Annotated in this window: 20 protein-coding genes; 15 read left to right on the forward strand and 5 right to left on the reverse strand. The window is 37.4% G+C overall.

What is annotated here, in order from left to right; translation table 11 throughout:
• The first annotated feature begins 46 nt into the window (after positions 1-46).
• The 8 genes from sppA to ABDZ91_RS12620 all read left to right on the forward strand — a co-directional run bounded on the left by sppA (position 47) and on the right by ABDZ91_RS12620 (position 6,859).
• Positions 47-1,057: a signal peptide peptidase SppA gene (sppA, locus tag ABDZ91_RS12585; protein WP_343799809.1), complete on the forward strand. Its 1,011-nt coding sequence runs from the start codon at positions 47-49 to the stop codon at positions 1,055-1,057.
• Positions 1,058-1,075: 18 nt separating this feature from the next.
• Positions 1,076-1,579: an RDD family protein gene (locus ABDZ91_RS12590; RefSeq protein ID WP_343799486.1), complete on the forward strand. Its 504-nt coding sequence runs from the start codon at positions 1,076-1,078 to the stop codon at positions 1,577-1,579.
• Positions 1,580-1,699: 120 nt separating this feature from the next.
• Complete coding sequence (locus ABDZ91_RS12595; RefSeq protein ID WP_343799488.1) at positions 1,700-2,392, forward strand: DUF2953 domain-containing protein; 693 nt, start codon at positions 1,700-1,702, stop codon at positions 2,390-2,392.
• A 13-nt stretch (positions 2,393-2,405) separates the two neighbouring features.
• Positions 2,406-2,888: a GerW family sporulation protein gene (gene ytfJ / locus ABDZ91_RS12600; protein WP_343799490.1), complete on the forward strand. Its 483-nt coding sequence runs from the start codon at positions 2,406-2,408 to the stop codon at positions 2,886-2,888.
• A gap of 154 nt (positions 2,889-3,042) precedes the next feature.
• On the forward strand, positions 3,043-3,543 hold the full coding sequence (gene tpx / locus ABDZ91_RS12605; protein ID WP_343799492.1) for a thiol peroxidase: 501 nt from the start codon (positions 3,043-3,045) through the stop codon (positions 3,541-3,543).
• Positions 3,544-3,648: 105 nt separating this feature from the next.
• The gene (locus tag ABDZ91_RS12610; protein ID WP_343799494.1) at positions 3,649-4,644 is read left to right on the forward strand and encodes a class I SAM-dependent methyltransferase; all 996 of its coding nucleotides are present in this window, start codon (positions 3,649-3,651) and stop codon (positions 4,642-4,644) included.
• A 112-nt stretch (positions 4,645-4,756) separates the two neighbouring features.
• A complete protein-coding gene (locus tag ABDZ91_RS12615; protein ID WP_343799496.1) occupies positions 4,757-5,944 on the forward strand; it encodes an acetate kinase in 1,188 nt (395 codons plus the stop codon).
• Positions 5,945-6,019: 75 nt separating this feature from the next.
• The gene (locus ABDZ91_RS12620; RefSeq protein WP_343799498.1) at positions 6,020-6,859 is read left to right on the forward strand and encodes an EcsC family protein; all 840 of its coding nucleotides are present in this window, start codon (positions 6,020-6,022) and stop codon (positions 6,857-6,859) included.
• Positions 6,860-6,901: 42 nt separating this feature from the next.
• On the opposite strand, the gene ABDZ91_RS12625 is transcribed toward ABDZ91_RS12620, so the two are convergent.
• A complete protein-coding gene (locus tag ABDZ91_RS12625) occupies positions 6,902-7,222 on the reverse strand; it encodes a hypothetical protein (protein ID WP_343799499.1) in 321 nt (106 codons plus the stop codon).
• 93 nt (positions 7,223-7,315) lie between these two features.
• Between ABDZ91_RS12625 and ABDZ91_RS12630 the strand changes: the two genes are divergently transcribed.
• On the forward strand, positions 7,316-7,486 hold the full coding sequence (locus ABDZ91_RS12630) for a hypothetical protein (RefSeq protein WP_343799500.1): 171 nt from the start codon (positions 7,316-7,318) through the stop codon (positions 7,484-7,486).
• A 200-nt stretch (positions 7,487-7,686) separates the two neighbouring features.
• On the forward strand, positions 7,687-8,799 hold the full coding sequence (gene ald / locus ABDZ91_RS12635) for an alanine dehydrogenase (RefSeq protein WP_343799502.1): 1,113 nt from the start codon (positions 7,687-7,689) through the stop codon (positions 8,797-8,799).
• Positions 8,800-8,826: 27 nt separating this feature from the next.
• On the opposite strand, the gene ABDZ91_RS12640 is transcribed toward ald, so the two are convergent.
• Positions 8,827-9,927: a M24 family metallopeptidase gene (locus tag ABDZ91_RS12640; protein ID WP_343799504.1), complete on the reverse strand. Its 1,101-nt coding sequence runs from the start codon at positions 9,925-9,927 to the stop codon at positions 8,827-8,829.
• 159 nt (positions 9,928-10,086) lie between these two features.
• Here ABDZ91_RS12640 and ABDZ91_RS12645 point away from each other — a divergent pair, with 159 nt between their 5' ends.
• The 3 genes from ABDZ91_RS12645 to ABDZ91_RS12655 all read left to right on the forward strand — a co-directional run bounded on the left by ABDZ91_RS12645 (position 10,087) and on the right by ABDZ91_RS12655 (position 12,496).
• Positions 10,087-10,767: a metal-dependent hydrolase gene (locus ABDZ91_RS12645; protein ID WP_343799505.1), complete on the forward strand. Its 681-nt coding sequence runs from the start codon at positions 10,087-10,089 to the stop codon at positions 10,765-10,767.
• 65 nt (positions 10,768-10,832) lie between these two features.
• Positions 10,833-11,078 carry a hypothetical protein gene (locus tag ABDZ91_RS12650; protein WP_343799506.1) on the forward strand — a complete coding sequence of 82 codons (246 nt, stop codon included), beginning with the start codon at positions 10,833-10,835 and terminating at the stop codon, positions 11,076-11,078.
• Positions 11,079-11,191: 113 nt separating this feature from the next.
• The gene (locus ABDZ91_RS12655) at positions 11,192-12,496 is read left to right on the forward strand and encodes a DRTGG domain-containing protein (RefSeq protein ID WP_343799507.1); all 1,305 of its coding nucleotides are present in this window, start codon (positions 11,192-11,194) and stop codon (positions 12,494-12,496) included.
• A 36-nt stretch (positions 12,497-12,532) separates the two neighbouring features.
• On the opposite strand, the gene ABDZ91_RS12660 is transcribed toward ABDZ91_RS12655, so the two are convergent.
• On the reverse strand, positions 12,533-12,838 hold the full coding sequence (locus tag ABDZ91_RS12660) for a YtpI family protein (RefSeq protein WP_343799508.1): 306 nt from the start codon (positions 12,836-12,838) through the stop codon (positions 12,533-12,535).
• Positions 12,839-12,960: 122 nt separating this feature from the next.
• Between ABDZ91_RS12660 and ABDZ91_RS12665 the strand changes: the two genes are divergently transcribed.
• Positions 12,961-13,908: a DHH family phosphoesterase gene (locus ABDZ91_RS12665; RefSeq protein ID WP_343799509.1), complete on the forward strand. Its 948-nt coding sequence runs from the start codon at positions 12,961-12,963 to the stop codon at positions 13,906-13,908.
• 262 nt (positions 13,909-14,170) lie between these two features.
• Here ABDZ91_RS12665 and ytrI read toward each other — a convergent pair whose 3' ends face one another.
• Both ytrI and ABDZ91_RS12675 read right to left on the reverse strand, forming a co-directional pair.
• Positions 14,171-14,671 (reverse strand): sporulation membrane protein YtrI, encoded by a 501-nt coding sequence (gene ytrI, locus ABDZ91_RS12670; protein ID WP_343799510.1) that lies wholly within the window; start codon positions 14,669-14,671, stop codon positions 14,171-14,173.
• Positions 14,672-14,674: 3 nt separating this feature from the next.
• Complete coding sequence (locus ABDZ91_RS12675; RefSeq protein WP_343799511.1) at positions 14,675-15,004, reverse strand: YtrH family sporulation protein; 330 nt, start codon at positions 15,002-15,004, stop codon at positions 14,675-14,677.
• Positions 15,005-15,123: 119 nt separating this feature from the next.
• Between ABDZ91_RS12675 and dnaE the strand changes: the two genes are divergently transcribed.
• Complete coding sequence (gene dnaE / locus ABDZ91_RS12680; protein ID WP_343799513.1) at positions 15,124-18,480, forward strand: DNA polymerase III subunit alpha; 3,357 nt, start codon at positions 15,124-15,126, stop codon at positions 18,478-18,480.
• Positions 18,481-18,559 lie beyond the last annotated feature (79 nt).

Raw genomic sequence — 18,559 nt, forward strand, 5'->3', positions numbered from 1 at the left:
GTTGGTTTGAATTGGACTAGACTTACAGGAGGAAGAAACACACATGATGAATTGGAAAAGATGGTTGGCGATTGGTATTGCAGTGGTGCTTTTCATTGGTTCGTCCATTCTAAATTTTGCTACTTCTGTTTTCTTCGGAGAATCAGGTAGTGCCTTAGAAAGCTGGCTTGATGAAGGAGATAAAGAATTTGAAGAGACCGTAATCGAGGAAGGAAACACGAACCAAAAAATCGTTGTCTTAAAGCTTGAAGGAGTTATTCAAGATACAGGGAGTGCTGGTGGAATTCTGCAAGCCGAAGGGTACAACCACAAAAAATTTATGAAACAATTAGAACAAGTGAAGAATGATAACACCGTTAAAGGAATTATTTTATATGTAAACTCCCCAGGCGGTGGGGTAATGGAAAGTGCTCAAATACACGATAAAATTATCGAGATTCAAGAAGAAACAGGGAAAAAAATCTATGTGTCAATGGGGGCAACAGCCGCTTCAGGAGGATATTATGTTTCCGCCCCAGCAGACAAAATCTTTGCAAGTCCCGATACTTTAACAGGTTCATTAGGTGTCATTATGCAGGCGTGGAACTTTGAAGGATTAGCAGATAAATATGGTGTTGATCTTGTTACGATTAAAAGTGGTCCTTTTAAGGATATTATGAGTCCAGTTAGAGAAGTAACGGAAGAGGAAAGAGATATATTAGAATCGATGGTAGACAATTCCTATAACCAATTTGTAAAAGTGATTGCTGAGGGAAGGAACCTTTCGCAAAGTAGAGTGCGTGAACTTGCTGATGGACGGATTTATGACGGTTGGCAAGCGAAGGATGTTCAACTTATAGATGAATTTGGTTATCTCGAAGACACAATAGATCATTTGAAAAATGACTTGAAAATGAAAAATGCACAAGTTATAGAGTATTCGAGTAGTAATTCCTTAAAAACTTTGTTTGAGATGCGGATGCAAAGTTGGTTCTCTGGTGATCAGGAAATGACTTCGTTAGTTAGATTGATGAGTGAATTTCAAGCGCCAAGGTTAATGTATTTGTACACACATTAGGAAGGGAGGGGTCCCACTATGACTGATATGGAAAAGCAAGAATCATATAATTTTGAAACAAACAATGATCGATTTGAAAACCATTATGCAGGTTTCTGGATACGATTTTGGGCTTATCTTTTAGACCTTTTAATCATAAGCTCTATCTACTCAATTCTCGGTAAACCAATCGTACGTGCCCTCCCTTTTGATGGATGGTCATGGTTAACTACAGCAACAGTGGTATATAGTATAATTTTTTACCTCTATTTTGTATTACTGACAAAACTGATTGGTCATACCATAGGGAAAATGGCTTTTGGCTTAAGGGTAATACGGGGTGATAAAAAAAACTTAACATGGCAGGATGTGATTTTTAGAGAGTGGATTGGCCGATATATCTCTGCAACTCTAATCATCTTGTATGTAGTTATAGCCTTTGTCCCCAAAAAGAGGGGAATCCATGATTTATTTGCAGAAACCTACGTTATTCACGAAGAAACGGTAAAACTGGCTAAACCTAATCTAGTATCTACAAGTTAAAGAAAGAGAGATCTTAAGTGGATCTCTCTTTTTGTTTTGAAATTTTAAAGAAAGTAAAACGCGAGTTATGTTTAAAAATTGTAGGAGAAGACGATACTGATAGGCTGAAAGGTAGTGAGTATGGTGATATGGGTTGGACTTGTAGTTGCTATTTTAGTTCTCTTAATTCTCATTATTTTTATAACAAAACTAACAGTAGAAATTGATTTATATCATGGTCGTGATAATGATCATTTAAAAATAAAGTTTTTTGCTTGGTTTCGTATTATTCGTTTTACGATTGATGTTCCAATGGTTGAGGTCGATAAAGATTCTCCTTCCATTGTATTTAAAGAAGAAATGAAGACAGGTAAAAAGGAAAAATTAAAGAAAGAAAAGAAGAAGAGAATTACACCAAAGGAAATCATCAATAGTTTATTAGATACCAAAGAAATTTTAACTCATATCACTCAGTTTTATAAAATTGTTAGAGATTTTCTAAATAAAGTCAGTATCAAGAAACTTGATTGGAAAACAGCTGTTGGAGTAGGAGATGCTAGTCAAACCGGTGTATTAACAGGAGCAATATGGGCTATAAAGGGTTCTATAATTGGACTAATTAGTGCAAATATGAAGCTAAAAGTAACCCCTAATCTAATGGTTACACCCTTGTTTCAACAAATGGCTTCCAGTATTAGCCTACAATGTATGATTCAGTTTCGTATCGGGCATGCTATTATTGCTGGAATTAAAATGCTTATTTTTTGGCGTGGAGGGAAACCAAATTTTCGCTCTACCCTTTTAGAAAAAACGACAGAAAAATCATTATCTTAGGGAGGCTACCACTGTGTCTGATCATCCAATACAAGGTTTAATGACAACAGCAATGGAAAACTTAAAAGAAATGATCGATGTGAATACGATTATCGGCGACCCTGTGGAGACGCCAGATGGGAGTGTCATTTTAACAGTTTCCAAGGTCGGATTTGGATTTGCTGCTGGAGGTAGTGAATTCGTTCTGGATGGCGGCTCTCAAAATGGAGAATCTTCATCAAACAAGCATCCATTTGGTGGAGGAAGTGGTGGAGGGGTATCCATCACACCAATCGCCTTTTTAATTGTTAGTAACAATGGTGTGAAAATGCTTCATCTGGATGAAAGCACTCATCTATATGAAAAGTTATTAGACTTAGCTCCAAGTGCTGTTGAAAAAATTCAAAATATGTTATCCAAGAACAAAAATGAACAACAAACTCAAAGTCAAGGGAACAATGGTCAAGCACCCCATAACAATGATTTGAATTTTGAACTTAAGCGAGATCAGTTATAGGATCAGAAAAGCTCATTTCTAAGTGGGAATGAGTTTTTTTATTGTAAAGGCGTTACTATGGTGATTTTCGTAGTTGTTTGTTAGATGCTATCTTTTGCAAATCCTACTTTTCGAGGTTATGATAGTAGTAATCATATACATAGGAGGCGTTATCATGGCTTCAATAACGTTTAAAGGGAATCCAGTTACACTTGTAGGTAAAGAAGTACAAGTAGGAGACCAGGCTCCAGAATTTAAGGTACTTGCGAATGATTTATCTGAGGTTTCACTCGAGAACTCAAAGGGAAGTGTCAGACTGATTAGTGTAGTACCTTCTCTAGATACTGGAGTTTGTGATGCTCAGACAAGAAGATTCAATGAAGAAGCAGCAAACCTAGGCGATGTAAAGGTTTTAACCATTAGTATGGACCTTCCATTTGCACAGAAAAGATGGTGTGGAGCAAATGGAATTGAAAATGTACAAACCTTGTCTGACCATCGAGATGCTTCATTCGGTGAAGCTTTTGGAGTGTTAATTAAAGAGCTTCGTCTTCTAGCTCGTGCTATTTTTGTAGTAGATTCGGAAAATAAAGTAACCTATGTAGAATATGTTAGCGAAGCGACCAACCATCCAGATTATGAGGCAGCGATTGAAGCTGTTAAGGCTGCCAAATAAACACACGTGTATGAACAACCTCGTTCTTATGTAACGGGGTTGTTTTATGTCAGGCGTTGGATGTGGAGATGATTCCAATCCAAAAGATTTTAGGAGGAACCAGGAATGCTCGATTCACAAGTGGAAAAACTATTTTCTGTTTTTGACCAATCAACTGTAGCCATTCAGGAAGTAAATGGACTAACTTACTTAGAGGCTTTGGTAGAAACAGGAGATAATTTGTTTCAAGATACGATTTTACAACCCGTGGATGATGTAACAAAAAAAAGATTACAACAACTATATCGTTCCGTTAACCTTCAGCAATTCAGTAAAGAAGAAGTTCGTAAAGCATTTCAATTAGTAGTCCTTAAGGGCATGCGAGACTATGTGCAGCCTCATCACCAAATGACTCCAGATACAATTGGATTACTGATGACTGAATTGATCAAAGAGTTTTTAAAGCGGGAGAAGAAGACAGAGATCACTCTACTTGACCCTGCTATTGGGACGGGTAACTTAGTAACTACGATTCTAAACCATCTGCCATCCTATGAAGTACAAGCATATGGAGTTGAGGTAGATGAGGTACTTTTAAAGTTATCCTATACAGCATCTAACTTGCAGGAGTTGGCTATTGAGTTATATAATCAGGACGCGTTAGAACCACTATTCATTGATCCAGTTGATTTAGTTGTTTGTGATCTCCCAGTTGGTTATTATCCGAGAAAGGAATTTGCAAAGGGGTATGAACTAGATCGTGAAGAAGGACACGCCTTTAGTCATTATCTGTTTATTGAACAGAGTGTTCGTCATACAAAACCAGGAGGGTTGTTATTTTTTGTCATCCCGAATTTTCTATTTGAAGGGGAAGATTCAGCAAAGCTTCATGCTTTTACAAAAGAACATACCCATATCCAAGGGTTAATTCAGTTACCTTTATCGATGTTTAAGAGCGAAAAGAATGCGAAAAGCATCCTTATTCTTCAAAAGAAAAAAGAGGGGTTAGAACCACCGAAAAATGTTTTTATGGCAAACATGCCAAAGTTGTCGAATAAGAATGCTCTTAGAGATATATTTATTCAAATTCAGGAATGGTTTATAGAAGAGAAAAAATCTTGATCAAGAAGCCTCCACCTATGGCTTCTTGCTTTTTTTTGGTAACAAAGTGCAGAAGTATTTATGAAAACTTCGGTCACACTATAAGAAGGAATAGGAAAAAGGAGCGGTACGTATGTCAAAAGTTATTGCCATTAATGCCGGAAGTTCTTCCTTAAAGTTCCAGCTTTTCAATATGCCAGAAGAAGAAGTTGTAACAAAAGGCCTTATTGAAAGAATTGGACTAAAGGATTCCATTTTTACAATTTCGGTAGAAGATAAAAAAATTAAGCAGGTTTTAGATATTGAAGATCATGCACAAGCAGTGAAACTACTTCTTGAACAATTAACCACTCAAGGAATCATTAAAAGTTTAAATGAGATTGAAGGTATTGGACATCGAGTTGTTCATGGTGGAGAAGTATTCTCTGATTCAGTTGTCATTACGGACGAAGTCATTAACCAAATTGAAGAGCTATCAGAGCTTGCACCTCTTCATAACCCAGCCAATATAACGGGAATAAAGGCGTTTAAAGAGGTGCTGCCAAAGGCACCTGCTATTGCCGTTTTTGATACAGCCTTTCATCAAACGATGCCTGAAAGCTCCTATCTATATAGCTTACCCTACGAATATTATGAGAAGTACGGTATTCGTAAGTATGGCTTTCATGGAACCTCACACAAATATGTTTCAGAAAGAGCAGCTGAGTTATTAGGCCGTCCCATTGAACATTTACGCTTAATTTCTTGTCATTTAGGAAATGGTGCTAGTATTGCTGCGATTGAAGGTGGAAAATCGATTGACACTTCCATGGGCTTTACCCCACTAGCCGGTGTAGCAATGGGAACGCGGTCGGGTAATATTGACCCTGCACTCATACCGTTCATTATGGAAAAAACAAATCAAACGGCTGATGAAGTGATAAATGTACTCAACAAGAAGAGTGGAATACTTGGTGTATCAGGATTTTCAAGTGATCTTCGAGACATTGAAGAAGCAACAGCTCAAGGAAATGAACGAGCAGAGTTGGCTTTAGAAGTATTCGCTAACCGAATTCATAAATATATTGGTTCTTATGCCGCAAGAATGTATGGAGTAGATGCAATTATTTTCACAGCTGGAATCGGAGAGAATAGTGACGTTATACGGGAAAGAGTTCTGAAAGGACTTGAGTTTATGGGTGTATACTGGGATCCTGCTTTAAATAAAGTTCGAGGAAAGGAAGCTTTCATTAGCTATCCTCATTCCCCTGTAAAAGTGTTAATTATTCCTACAAATGAAGAAGTCATGATTGCAAGGGATGTTCAACGTTTAACCACCTAAAGCTCCCCGGATTTTTGGCAAATTCTACAACTGGTTATGGTATAATTTTGTCAAAGACCCGAGTGGAGGGATCGTATGAAACACACTCATTCTATATTGGATGCACAGAACGAACTTGTTAATTGGGAACAGAAGCTGTTGAGTTATGAAGGAAATGATTTTGAAAAAACCTACGAACGATGGCTTCACGGTGCTTTTGATTCTTTACCTGAACAATGGAAAGATCATGTAACTAGTTCAATTGACCAATGGATATTTCATATTTATGCGATATTCCATGAATCTTCTTTCCAGCAAGATGCAAAGGAAAGAATACTTTCAAGTGCAAGAGCATTTGACGATCAAATCCAAACCTTTGAGGACATAAAGCAATTATCACTACCAAAGCTTAAGTATATTGCAGAACAAGAAACATCAAGGCATGGTTTATATTCTATTATTCAAGGTGGGTTAATAGGTACAGGTAGGTCCATCTTTTCAACCATGAGTATTCCAGCAACTCTCATTACAAATATTCGGGTTGTTCAACTCCTTTCATATGTGTATGGGAATGATTTATCGTCTCCTTATGAACTCATGACTTCGCTAAAGGTGTTTCACGCTGCGACTTTACCTAAGCGATACCAAGGTCAAGCATGGGAAAAACTAAAAGATGAACTGCATCTTCAAAATGGTACTAGGTATTTTTATAATGGAGATGAAAAAGTTATCACAAAAGAATGGCTGGAATTAGGAATTCAAGAGTTAGTTAAAATCCTTGCAGTTCAATTATTTCAACCTAAAAAAGAAGGGAAAGTTCCCTTTTTAAGCATGGTTTTAGGTATTAGTTTTCAATATAAAATGTCTAAGAAAATCTCTGAATTTGCACATAAATACTATCTATACCGTTACTTATTGGAACAAGAGAATAAATAGAATGACTAATAAAAAAACACTTAAATCATCTAAAAAGGCGATTTAAGTGTTTTTTGTTTTTGCATTAGTAACAGCTCCTTCTGTTCTATACCAAATCCATAAATCGTTAATTATTGAAGCAAGCTCAGAGATTTCCTCATTTAAAAGACAAGATTTCATAAAATCATCTTCTTCAGAAAGTTGGTTCTGTTTCTCATCTATACAAACCTCTAGACTCTTAATCCGGTCAGGAATCTTCCCTTTTGTTTGTTCCCAATGCATAATAATGTCCTCTTGAATATGAGGGGCATACTGATGCCAATTTTTATCTAGGTGGGGAATGTCTATGCCTAATCTTTTATCGAACTTAAAATATTTTTTCAAAACGTTCCCTCCTGTTTGTCACTATTTTCTATTCATCTTTCAATTTGAAGCAGACACACTAAGAATAACTTGCAAGTTGAAAGGAGAATAAATATGAAAGAGCGAGACCCTAAAGAAAAATTTTATTATGAAGAAGAAGAATCAAATGAAATCAGCCAACAAATCATGGGTGCCTATGCGTCCGGAGTGATTGATAACCCTAAAGCACAAGCAAATATGTACGGGGATCAACCACATGATGAAGCTGAAGATTTTGAGTATTAAATAGGAGGGGGGCTCCCGCTCCTCTTCTTTATGTACAACACTATTACTATGATAACGTGAAAATAATCATTAAAAATAGTGTAAAATTGAAATAATTTTTCAACTTCATAAGAATAGTATTTTCCTTTTGAGTGTAAAGTGGTATGATTGAGGCGCAATTATTGTAGAATATTGCCAACATTGGTAAGGAGGGTTTTTAAATGCTTATTGGTGTACCAAAAGAAGTAAAAAATAACGAAAATCGTGTTGCACTTACACCTGCTGGAGTGCTTAACTTAGTAGCAAATAATCATGAGGTATTGATTGAAACCAATGCAGGAACTGGTTCAGGTTTCACTGATGAAGAGTACGCAAAAGCTGGTGCAAAAATTGTGTTAACTGCTGAAGAAGCTTGGTCAGCAGAAATGGTTATGAAAGTAAAAGAACCACTTAAAGAAGAGTATGGTTACTTTAGAGAAGGTCTAATCTTATTTACATATTTACATTTAGCGGCTGAGCCAGAATTAACAGAAGCTCTTGTGAAAAATAAAGTTGTTGGAATTGCATATGAAACAGTGCAACTTCCTAACCGATCCTTACCATTATTAACACCTATGAGTGAGGTAGCGGGAAGAATGGCCACTCAAATTGGCGCACAATTCTTAGAGAAGGTTCATGGTGGAAGAGGTATCTTATTATCCGGTGTTCCTGGTGTTTCTCGTGGTAAAGTTGCTATCATTGGTGGTGGTATAGCTGGGATTAACGCTGCCAAAATGGCAGTAGGACTAGGTGCTCAAGTAACCATTCTTGATATTAACCCAGACCGTTTAAGAGAATTAGATGATATTTTTGGAAACGATATCACGACTTTAATGTCAAATCCACTAAATATTGCTGAATCAGTTAGAGAGGCAGATCTAGTAATTGGTGCAGTACTAATTCCTGGTGCAAAAGCTCCGAAGTTAGTAACAGAAGATATGGTTAAGTCTATGAAAGAAGGTAGTGTCGTGGTAGACATTGCCATTGACCAAGGTGGTATCTTCGAAACGACTGATCGTATTACAACGCACGATGATCCAACTTACGTGAAGCACGGAGTTGTTCACTACGCAGTTGCCAACATGCCTGGTGCAGTTCCTAGAACATCTACGATTGCTTTAACAAATGTTACAGTTCCTTATGCAATCCAAATCGCGAACAAAGGATATGCACAAGCTTGTAGAGACCTAGAGCCTTTGTTCAAGGGAATTAACACATTAAATGGTTACGTGACATACCAAGCTGTAGCAGAATCACTTGGTTTAGAGTACAAAAACGCTGTGGATATGTTATAAAAAAAGAAAAGGGTGGAGCTACGAGCTCTACCCTTTTATTATTTGAAGTTCTTTTGGAAACTTGGTTAAGATGAGTGGCTCATTTTCCGTAACCACGATGTCATCTTCAATTCTAACCCCGGCCACATTAGGTACATAGATCCCTGGTTCTACTGTAAAACACATTCCTTTTTCAAGTGGTAAGGAATTCGTTTCGGTTAGGGATGGATATTCGTGTACACTCAGACCTAATCCGTGTCCAAGTCTATGAGGGAAATAGTCTCCATACCCAGCTTCACGGATATGGTTACGGGCAATTGAATCAATCTCTGCGCATGTCCTACCAATTCGAGATGCCTCTACTGCTTTCATCTCTGCAGTTTTAACGGTTTCATATATGCGGGCTTGTTCAACATTTATATCTCCAAATGCTACTGTTCTTGTAATATCTGAACAATATCCGTTATATACAACCCCTAAATCAAAAAGAACTAAGTCCCCTTTTTTCACTTTGGTAGCACCAGGAGTACCATGTGGGGATGCTGCGTTAGCTCCCGTTAAGACCATAGTAGAAAAAGACATTTCGCGGACTCCTTTTTTCTTGAGCTCATACTCAATTTGACCGATGACCTCCATTTCAGAGATTCCTTCACGTAGTGTGTTCACCCCAACTTCAACCGCGAAGTCAGCTAGTTCACATGCCTTTTGAATAATGGCAATCTCATCTGAATCCTTTACCATACGCAGTTTTTGGAGTTTATCTTCTAGAGACTTCCAAACCGCATTTGGGAATTTTTTCAGGAGACTTTCAAATCTAGCAACATGAAGATGTTCTTTTTCAAGAGCTACGGTTTTGACCAATCCAACGCGTTTTTCGATTTCATTTGTAAGCAATTCCATTGAATCTTGTGTATCCAAGTAACCAATAATTTCGACATTATTGGTTGCTTTCTTCGCATCTTCTACTTCCATGGAAGGGCAAATCAAAAATGGAGTTTGTCCTTTGATGGCTATGTATGCTACAAGTCTTTCATGAGGTTCACTATAAAAGTTTGATAAATAGAAAACATTATACTTTGATGTAACGATGGACACATCTATATTTTCTTCGCCCATCCAATTTTGTAAGGATTCTAATTTTGCATTCATCATCATTACCTCCTTTTACCCAAGAGTATCAATTGTTGAATCGAAAGTAAATAAAGCCGTTTAAAAGATTAGGGGTAGGGAAAATTGGATGGAAGGAGGAATTTCTTCTCTTCATGGTGAAAGACATTACATAGGCAAAAATGAAAGGAGACGTGAAAAATGAAGATTTCCTATCACGGACATTCAGTAGTTAAAATTGTTTCAGAAGGTAAAATAATTCTAATCGATCCCTTCATTAATGGAAATGGGTTAACTGACCTAAAAGTGGAGCAAGAGGCTCCAGATGTCATTTTACTTACCCATGGACATGGAGATCATATTGGGGATACAGTGGAGTTAGCTAAAAAGAAAAATGCGCTGGTTGTCGCCAATGACGAGCTTGCTACCTATTTAGATTGGCAAGGTGTGAATACTCACCATATGCATATTGGTGGTTCATATCAATTTGATTTTGGTAAAGTTAAACTCACACCAGCCTTCCATGGTACAGGTTTAGCAACGGATGATAAACAAATCATTTATTTAGGTATGCCAGCTGGATTACTCGTAACGATAAATGGTAAGACCATCTATCATGCAGGTGACACAGCTCTATTTTCAGATATGAAGCTAATTGGAGATCGTCATCCAATTGATGTTGCTTTTTTACCAATTGGTGATAACTTCACAATGGGCCCAGAAGATGCAGCATATGCAGCGGAACTTTTGAATGCCAAGAAGGTAGTACCGATTCACTATAATACTTTCCCACCGATTAAGCAGGATCCTGAGAGCTTTATTAAAATGCTAAAGTCCGATAATGGAGTTATTATGAATCCTGGAGATTCTATAGAATTATAACAGTCTCTTCTACTTCCTAACTTGTCCGCATACAGTATAGTAGACAAGATTAGGAGGGTTATGAAATGAAGAACCGCTATTTATTACAGCTCCTTTTATGTGGAGTGATGTTGTATTATGGTTTACCAAGATTTGATATATACGCTGGTGGTGCAGAAGGAGTCTTTGCTATTTCGTGGTTAGCCTTTGCTTTGTTCGTAATAGCCGGTAGCCTACTGGGACTTTTATATACTCCTAAAAAGGCAACTAACAAGGCATCTAAAGCACCAGTAAGAAAGACAAAAAGAAAATCAGCACGTTCGTATTCTTAACTCTTTGCCATGGAGCAAAGAGTTTTTTCTATATTTTGAGATATGCAAATTGAATGAAGGGTTACTAAAATCTATAATGAGGTATAAGCGCTTTTCGGAGTAGGTGAACCTTATTGTTAACAAAACATGAACAAATACTTCAATATATTGAAGAATTACCGGTCGGGGATAAAATATCCGTTCGAAAAATTGCAAAGGATTTAAAAGTGAGCGAGGGAACAGCTTATCGTGCCATTAAAGAGGCAGAGAACCAGGGGATTGTTAGTACGATTGAGCGAGTGGGTACCATTCGTATTGAGAAAAAGAAAAAAGAGAATATTGAGAGGCTAACCTTTGCTGAAGTTGTAAACATTGTCGACGGGCAGGTTTTAGGTGGCCGTGCTGGACTACATAAAACATTAACAAAGTTTGTCATTGGGGCGATGAAGCTAGAAGCAATGATGCGCTATACAGGTGCTGGAAACCTTTTAATAGTTGGAAACCGTATTAAGGCACATGAGTTGGCTCTTAAAGCGGGAGCAGCTGTCCTGATTACTGGAGGTTTTGATTCAGACGATCAGGTTAAAAGATTAGCTGATGAGCTAGAACTTCCTATTATCTCCACTAGTTACGACACGTTTACGGTGGCTTCCATGATTAACCGGGCTATCTATGATCAGTTAATAAAAAAAGAAATTTTAACAGTAGAAGATATACTAACTCCTTTGGATGAAACGTATTATCTTCACGCAGAAGATAATGTTTCTGAGTGGCATGCCAATAACCAAACGTCCCTTCACAGTCGTTTTCCTGTAATCGATGACCAGCGGAAGGTCATTGGGGTTGTTACGGCGAAGGATGTAATAGGAGTAAGCCCAACCAGTACAATAGAAAAGATAATGACGAAGCAGCCTATGACTGCCCATCTGAAAACAAGTGTTGCTTCTGTAGCCCATACGATGATTTGGGAAGGAATTGAGATGCTTCCTGTCGTAAATGATTATCATAAGCTTCAAGGAATTATTAGCCGTCAAGATGTCTTAAAAGCTTTACAGGTTATTCAGCGACAGCCACAAGTAGGAGATACAATTGAAGACTTAATTGGTAGTCGGTTCGATGTTGTAAAAGATCAAGAAGTTTTTCAGTTTGAAGTGACTCCTCAAATGACAAATCAGTTAGGAACGGTTTCATATGGAGTGTTTACCTCGATTGTAACAGAAGGGGCAAATCGGGTATTACGAAACTATAAAAAGGGTGATCTAGTAGTAGAGAATATGACTCTTTACTTTTTAAAGCCCGTTCAAATTGATAGTATTTTAACCATCTATCCTAGGGTATTAGAGGTGGGGAGGAAATTTGGTAAAGTGGATATTGAAGTGTTTAATGAAGGGGTTTTAGTAGGTAAGGCTATGTTAATGTGTCAGTTGATTGATCGATAAAAAGAAGCTCCATTATAGGAGCTTCAGCCGTAGCCATTATTTGTACTGTTCTGCTTCTTTTAATACATATGGCAGGTAATGCTTATACATTTTATAACCACCTACCATTGATAAAATACCAACGATGGCAAAGATGGCTGCGATCATGTAGGTAATGGTTTCAATCTCTGGATAGATAAAGAGCTGGTTGATTCCAAAAAAGAATACAAATGTACCAAGGGCCATGCTACTTTTACCGGAAATCCACTTTTTTTCTATAGGACGCTTACTTCGTACTTGTTTTACTTTGAAGTAAATGTAGAAAGTAAGTGATAGAACTATGAGAATAACAAATACGGGCATTTTTTTAACCTCCTGATTCTTCTGCACTATCATTTTACCTATATAGGAAAAGGGTTTGCAACGAATTCAAGGAAAAGCTTTAAAAATATATGAACAAGTTGTGAAAAGAAGGGGGAAAAGAATTGATTCAGCAAATCGTAGAAGCAATTGAAGAGTTTGAAACGATTATTATTCATCGTCATGTACGTCCAGATCCGGATGCCTATGGCTCCCAAGGGGGATTAGCTGAAATTATTAAGGCTACTTATCCTAATAAAAATGTGTGGACCGTTGGGGAAGAGGAAGAGTCCCTCCATTTTTTAAGAAGAATGGATGTAATTGAAGATAAAAGCTATGAAGATGCTCTGGTCATTGTTTGTGATACAGCCAATCAAGAAAGAGTTAGTGATCAAAGGTACAACAAGGGTTCAATGTTAATAAAAATCGATCATCATCCAAATGAAGACCCATATGGAGATATCATGTGGGTAGATACTAGTGCAAGCTCCGTTAGTGAAATGATTTATGAGTTTTATGTTACGGGTAAAGAAAAAGGATTGAAAATGACAAACGAGGCAGCCAGGCTATTATATGCTGGGATTGTAGGGGATACGGGGAGATTTCTCTATCCTAGTACAACTGAGAAAACATTTGCCTATGCTAGTGAGCTGACAAACTATTCTTTCTCTAGAACCGATCTATATAACCAGCTTTATGAGACACCGCTACAAGTGGTAAAGCTGCAGGGTTATATTTTTCAAGAATTTGAGCTTCTGGAAAATGGAGCAGCTGCCATTTATATAACGAAAGATAATCTACAGAAGTTTAACTTATCACCGGCAGAGGCCTCTAGCCTTGTTAGTAGTTTGGGGAATATTGCTGGTATTGTTGCTTGGGTATTCTTTATAGAGGAAGACGACCAAATTCGAGTCCGTTTCCGTTCAAAGGGTCCAGTTATAAACAGTATTGCCAAAAAATATAACGGTGGAGGGCATCCTCTAGCTGCTGGTGCATCCATTTACAGCTGGGATGTAGCAAAAGAAGTGCTGAATGACTTGCAAGAGGCTTGTTATTCATTTATACAAAAATGAATTAACTGACATTTTCATGAAAATAGAAGAACCTGAGTCCGACTATACGAAGGAAGTGGACAGGTGATTCGCTATTTTCCCAAAAAAGCGTGTATTCATGAGTTTCGAGGACAGAGGTTCCGCTAATTGGCAAATTACAGCGAAAAAGACACTAAAATAAGTCAATTAGCGGAATGAGAGTCCGTTTGCCCTTCAAAAACCGGACTTTTCATAAAAATAACGGAATCAGTGTCCGGGTAAGAGAAGAAGTGAACAAGATTTATCATGCGAGATCAATTGAAACTTCAATATAAACCTTTGTTGATAATTCCCAAAACTCCACAGTAAGCCGATACCTTTTACTATCTACAGTTAATATCTTTTCTTCTATAGCCTTTTTTATGATACCTTTACTTTCTGAAACGCTTTCTAATTTCTTTGCTTTTATTACGGATAATAGGTCACTGACTTCCTTCTCTATGTTAGCTTTTTGTAAACTTGAAAGCTTGATTTTTTTATTGTCTAGTAACTTTACTTGAATTTCTTGAATAGTGAGTTCGTTCTCTAATTCTTCGTTTATTTTTTTAAACTCTCCTTGCCAGTATTCCTTTTCCTTATTAAGCTCTGAAATCTCACTCATCTGTTTATTGATAAGTGTTGATTGCTTTTCCTGCATGACCCCAAACATATATATAAATATAAACCAGCTTATAATCCCGCCAATTGCCATTCCACTTAAAAATCTTTGCCAATTAGGTTGTCGGTATAGTGGAGGAATTCTCATGTTTTAATCTCCTTGTGTGAACCAGCTAATAAGTGAATACCCTACTTGTGCACCCCAAAGTGCAGATAGAATTAACAAAAACTGCTTAAATAAAACCTTTGTATCCCCATCCATAAAGCCTTTTTCTAAACTATAGAGAGTATCAAACGTACCACCAATTGCAGCGATAATAGCCCATATTCTTAGATTACGTGAGAGCTCTAGAATTTCGTTAAGCGCAGGTTTATTCGTAATAAATGCCGCAAATCCCCCAAGCATAGAGCCACCAACGAGAACACCAAATGCGATAAAAAATGCTTTGAAAAATGAAAAAAAGAAGGCTTCCTGCAGCATTAAACCACTCCCAGTATAGTTAAACTACTTATTTATACATGTTATGGGGCAAGCCTTCTATTTATGATTTTTCTTGTAATACAAACATATGTTTTCAATTAGGTGATAGGAGGTCTATAATGATGATAGGAGAACGGATTATCAAAAGGAGTGGAAACATGTCTTACGTCCATCTCTATGTACAAAGTGCTTATAGTTTACTTCAAAGTTCATTATCAATAGAAACAATAGTAAGTGAAGCGAAAAACAAAGGGTTTTCATCCATCGCTTTGACCGATTACCAGGTCTTGTATGGTGCAATCCCGTTCTATAAGGAATGTAAAAAACAAGGGATTAAACCGATTATAGGACTGACGATTGATGTAGAGGGGGATCATCTCCACCCAACCAATCGAATGGTTTTACTTGCTAAAAGTTATACAGGGTATCAATCACTCGTAAAAATATCAAGTGCTATACAAACACAGGAAAAAACAAGTTTACCTTTAAAATGGCTTAAAGCTTACAACCAAGATTTAATTGGAATTTTGGCTGAGATTCCTATGCATACAAAGAACAATCAAGAAGCTGCAGACAACTCTTTGCTCTCGCTTTTTAGCCAGTGTTTTCAACCTAATTCCTTCTATCTTGGAATCCAAAAAGATGTACTTCAAAAACTGGAGCATGTCGTTGAGGACTGTATGAATCACTATAAATGTGTTGCCCTCCAACCGGTTCGTTATAGTAATCCAGAAGATGCTTTTGTTTATCGTTGTTTAACAGCGATTCGGGATGGAGTTAAACTTGCCGACCAAGGGGAGGATTTGAATTGGACGAAAGGGTTTGACCTCAAACCACTTCAAGAAGTCGTGGAATCCTATCAAGAGTATCCAGACCTGTTAGAAAATGTAGTACATGTTGCAAATCAATGTAACATAGAGTTACAAAGTCAGGATGTTCAATTACCTAAATATCCGGTTCCTAATGGTCAAACTTCAGATAGCTACCTGGAGACATTGTGTAAACAAGGACTTGAAAGTAGGGGGAATGCTGGTAAAGGTGATTACGAATCTCGCTTAAAATTTGAGTTATCGATAATAAAGAAACTTGGATATAGTGATTACTTCTTAATCGTATGGGATTTTATGAAGTATGCACATGAAAATCATATTTTAACAGGACCAGGAAGAGGTTCCGCAGCGGGATCACTTGTTTCCTATGTGCTTCATATCACGGATGTGGACCCAATCGAGCATAATCTATTATTTGAAAGATTCTTGAATCCAGATAGAGTCTCTATGCCTGATATCGATATCGATTTCCCCGATCATAAAAGGGACCAGGTGATAGATTATGTTGTGAATAAATATGGAAAAAACCGAGTTGCTCAGATTATTACATATGGAACTTTTGCCACGAAGGCAGCGCTCCGTGATGTCGCACGAATATTCAGTTTTGGCACGAGTGAGTTAGAAACCCTGTCAAAATGGGTATCGATGTCACAGGGAAGGTCCTTGAGTGAAGTCTATAAGAAATCAGAGCCGTTACGGAAATGGGTAGAAGAAGATCCTTTACATAAAAAACTGCTAGAAACAGCGATTAAAATAGAAGGTTTACCGAGACATACCTCTACACATGCGGCTGGGGTTGTCATGTCAGACTTTCCTTTGACAGATTTAATCCCATTACAAGGACATCAAGGGGAAGTATTCCTTACTCAGTATCCCATGGAGATTTTAGAGGAGCTAGGGCTATTAAAAATGGATTTCTTAGGCTTAAGAAATCTAACGATATTAGAAATGATTCTTCAATCTATCAAGCAAACAACTGGAGAAAAACTCGAACTAAAAAATCTACCCCCTCAGGATGAAAAAACATTTCGTTTATTAGCTGAGGGAAGAACATCTGGGATTTTTCAACTTGAATCAGATGGGATGAAAAGGGTCCTCCAGAGACTAAAGCCAACTAGTTTTGAAGACATCGTAGCTGTTAATGCCTTATATCGACCAGGTCCTATGGAGAATATACCTACTTTTATTGCTCGTAAAAATGGGGAAGAGCCCATTGAGTATTGGCATGAAGATATTAAAACTATACTAGAACCAACTTATGGAGTGCTAGTTTATCAAGAACAAATCATGCAAGTAGCTTCACAAATGGCGGGTTTTTCTCTAGGTGAAGCGGACCTTTTGAGACGAGCTGTAGGAAAGAAAAAGAAAGAAGTACTTGATCAAGAGCGAGATCACTTTGTAAATGGTGCAACTCGTAAAGGTTACGATATAAAGACAGCTAACCATGTATATGATTTAATTGTTCGTTTTGCCAATTATGGATTTAATAGAAGCCACGCCGTTGCTTATAGCTTAATCGCCTATCAACTTGCTTATTTAAAAACACATTACCCATTGCCATTTATGGCAGCGTTATTGACTTCTGTAATAGGCAATGAAGAAAAAACAAAACAATATATTCAGGAGCTAAAAGAATATGGATATAAGCTGTATCCACCATCCATTAAGAAAAGTGGGTATACCTATTTAGTAGAAAAAGATGGACTTCGTTTCCCTATTTCAGCAATCAAAGGTGTTGGTGCCTCTGCCGTTAGGGATATCTTTAGAGTTAGGAAAACAGAAAAGATTGGAGATTTATTTGATTTTGTTTTACATGTATCTCCCAAAGCCGTGAATAGGAAGACACTCGAAAGCTTGATCTACTCAGGAGCGTTTGACGACTTTAATGAAACGAGAGCTACCTTATTAGCTTCAGTAGATTCGGCCCTTGAATACGCAAATTTAGTAAAACCCAAAGAAGGCGAGATGGAGCTCTTCTCGGAAGAAGCCCTGTTTTTAAAACCGAAGTACCATGTGATGGAGGAAATTCCTGTTGATAGTATTTTAGAGCACGAAAAAAGAGTGGTCGGTTTCTTTGTCTCAAAACATCCCATTTCACCTTACAAAGGGCAATTAGCAGAGCTAGGGGCAGTTCCTATTACCGCACTAAAAGAAGGAGATAAATCTGCTAGAGCTGGTGTTTTTATTTCCGGAGTACGGACAATTCGAACCAAGAAAGGCGAAGTGATGGCCTTTTTATCTTTAAGTGACGATTCAGGTGAAATAGATGCTGTTGTTTTTCCGAGCAGCTATAAAAAATACTCATCTCAAGTTTTTGAAGGGAATTTAGTATGTGTAATTGGGAATGTAGATCGTAGGGATGGGAAACTGCAGTTCATAGTAAATGACATATATAGTAGAGAAGAATGGGAAGAGAAAAAGGGACAAGTTCGAAAGCTTTATATTCATATAGTAAATAAAGAAAACCTATGGGAATTAAAATCAATTTTATTAAAATCAAAAGGAAGCGTGCCGGTTATCTTAATTTATTCGGAACCGAAGAAAACGATTCAGTTAAACCGTGAATATTGGGTTACACCAACGCCTTCACTGCTACAAGAACTACGAGAATTAGTAGGAAAAGATGAAGTTATTTTGAGAAGTTAATTCTTTACATTATTCGTAGAATCGTTTATTGTTTTAATATAAATCGTGTGGTCAGACCACCGTCGATAGAAGATTATAT

It is taken from the genome of Bacillus carboniphilus, from assembly GCF_039522365.1.
Taxonomy (GTDB): Bacteria; Bacillota; Bacilli; order Bacillales; family JC228; genus Bacillus_BF; species Bacillus_BF carboniphilus.

Excerpts from the sequence above, each read along its gene's own strand:
- ytrI (WP_343799510.1), bottom strand. The coding sequence starts at position 14,671 with ATGAGAATTCCTCCACTATACCGACAACCTAATTGGCAAAGATTTTTA.
- ABDZ91_RS12660 (WP_343799508.1), bottom strand. The coding sequence starts at position 12,838 with ATGCCCGTATTTGTTATTCTCATAGTTCTATCACTTACTTTCTACATT.
- sppA (WP_343799809.1), top strand. The coding sequence starts at position 47 with ATGAATTGGAAAAGATGGTTGGCGATTGGTATTGCAGTGGTGCTTTTC.
- ald (WP_343799502.1), top strand. The coding sequence starts at position 7,687 with ATGCTTATTGGTGTACCAAAAGAAGTAAAAAATAACGAAAATCGTGTT.
- ABDZ91_RS12615 (WP_343799496.1), top strand. The coding sequence starts at position 4,757 with ATGTCAAAAGTTATTGCCATTAATGCCGGAAGTTCTTCCTTAAAGTTC.
- ABDZ91_RS12595 (WP_343799488.1), top strand. The coding sequence starts at position 1,700 with ATGGTGATATGGGTTGGACTTGTAGTTGCTATTTTAGTTCTCTTAATT.
- dnaE (WP_343799513.1), top strand. The coding sequence starts at position 15,124 with ATGATGATAGGAGAACGGATTATCAAAAGGAGTGGAAACATGTCTTAC.
- ABDZ91_RS12590 (WP_343799486.1), top strand. The coding sequence starts at position 1,076 with ATGACTGATATGGAAAAGCAAGAATCATATAATTTTGAAACAAACAAT.
- ABDZ91_RS12640 (WP_343799504.1), bottom strand. The coding sequence starts at position 9,927 with ATGAATGCAAAATTAGAATCCTTACAAAATTGGATGGGCGAAGAAAAT.
- ABDZ91_RS12645 (WP_343799505.1), top strand. The coding sequence starts at position 10,087 with ATGAAGATTTCCTATCACGGACATTCAGTAGTTAAAATTGTTTCAGAA.
- ABDZ91_RS12650 (WP_343799506.1), top strand. The coding sequence starts at position 10,833 with ATGAAGAACCGCTATTTATTACAGCTCCTTTTATGTGGAGTGATGTTG.
- tpx (WP_343799492.1), top strand. The coding sequence starts at position 3,043 with ATGGCTTCAATAACGTTTAAAGGGAATCCAGTTACACTTGTAGGTAAA.
- ABDZ91_RS12675 (WP_343799511.1), bottom strand. The coding sequence starts at position 15,004 with ATGCTGCAGGAAGCCTTCTTTTTTTCATTTTTCAAAGCATTTTTTATC.
- ABDZ91_RS12620 (WP_343799498.1), top strand. The coding sequence starts at position 6,020 with ATGAAACACACTCATTCTATATTGGATGCACAGAACGAACTTGTTAAT.
- ABDZ91_RS12630 (WP_343799500.1), top strand. The coding sequence starts at position 7,316 with ATGAAAGAGCGAGACCCTAAAGAAAAATTTTATTATGAAGAAGAAGAA.
- ABDZ91_RS12610 (WP_343799494.1), top strand. The coding sequence starts at position 3,649 with ATGCTCGATTCACAAGTGGAAAAACTATTTTCTGTTTTTGACCAATCA.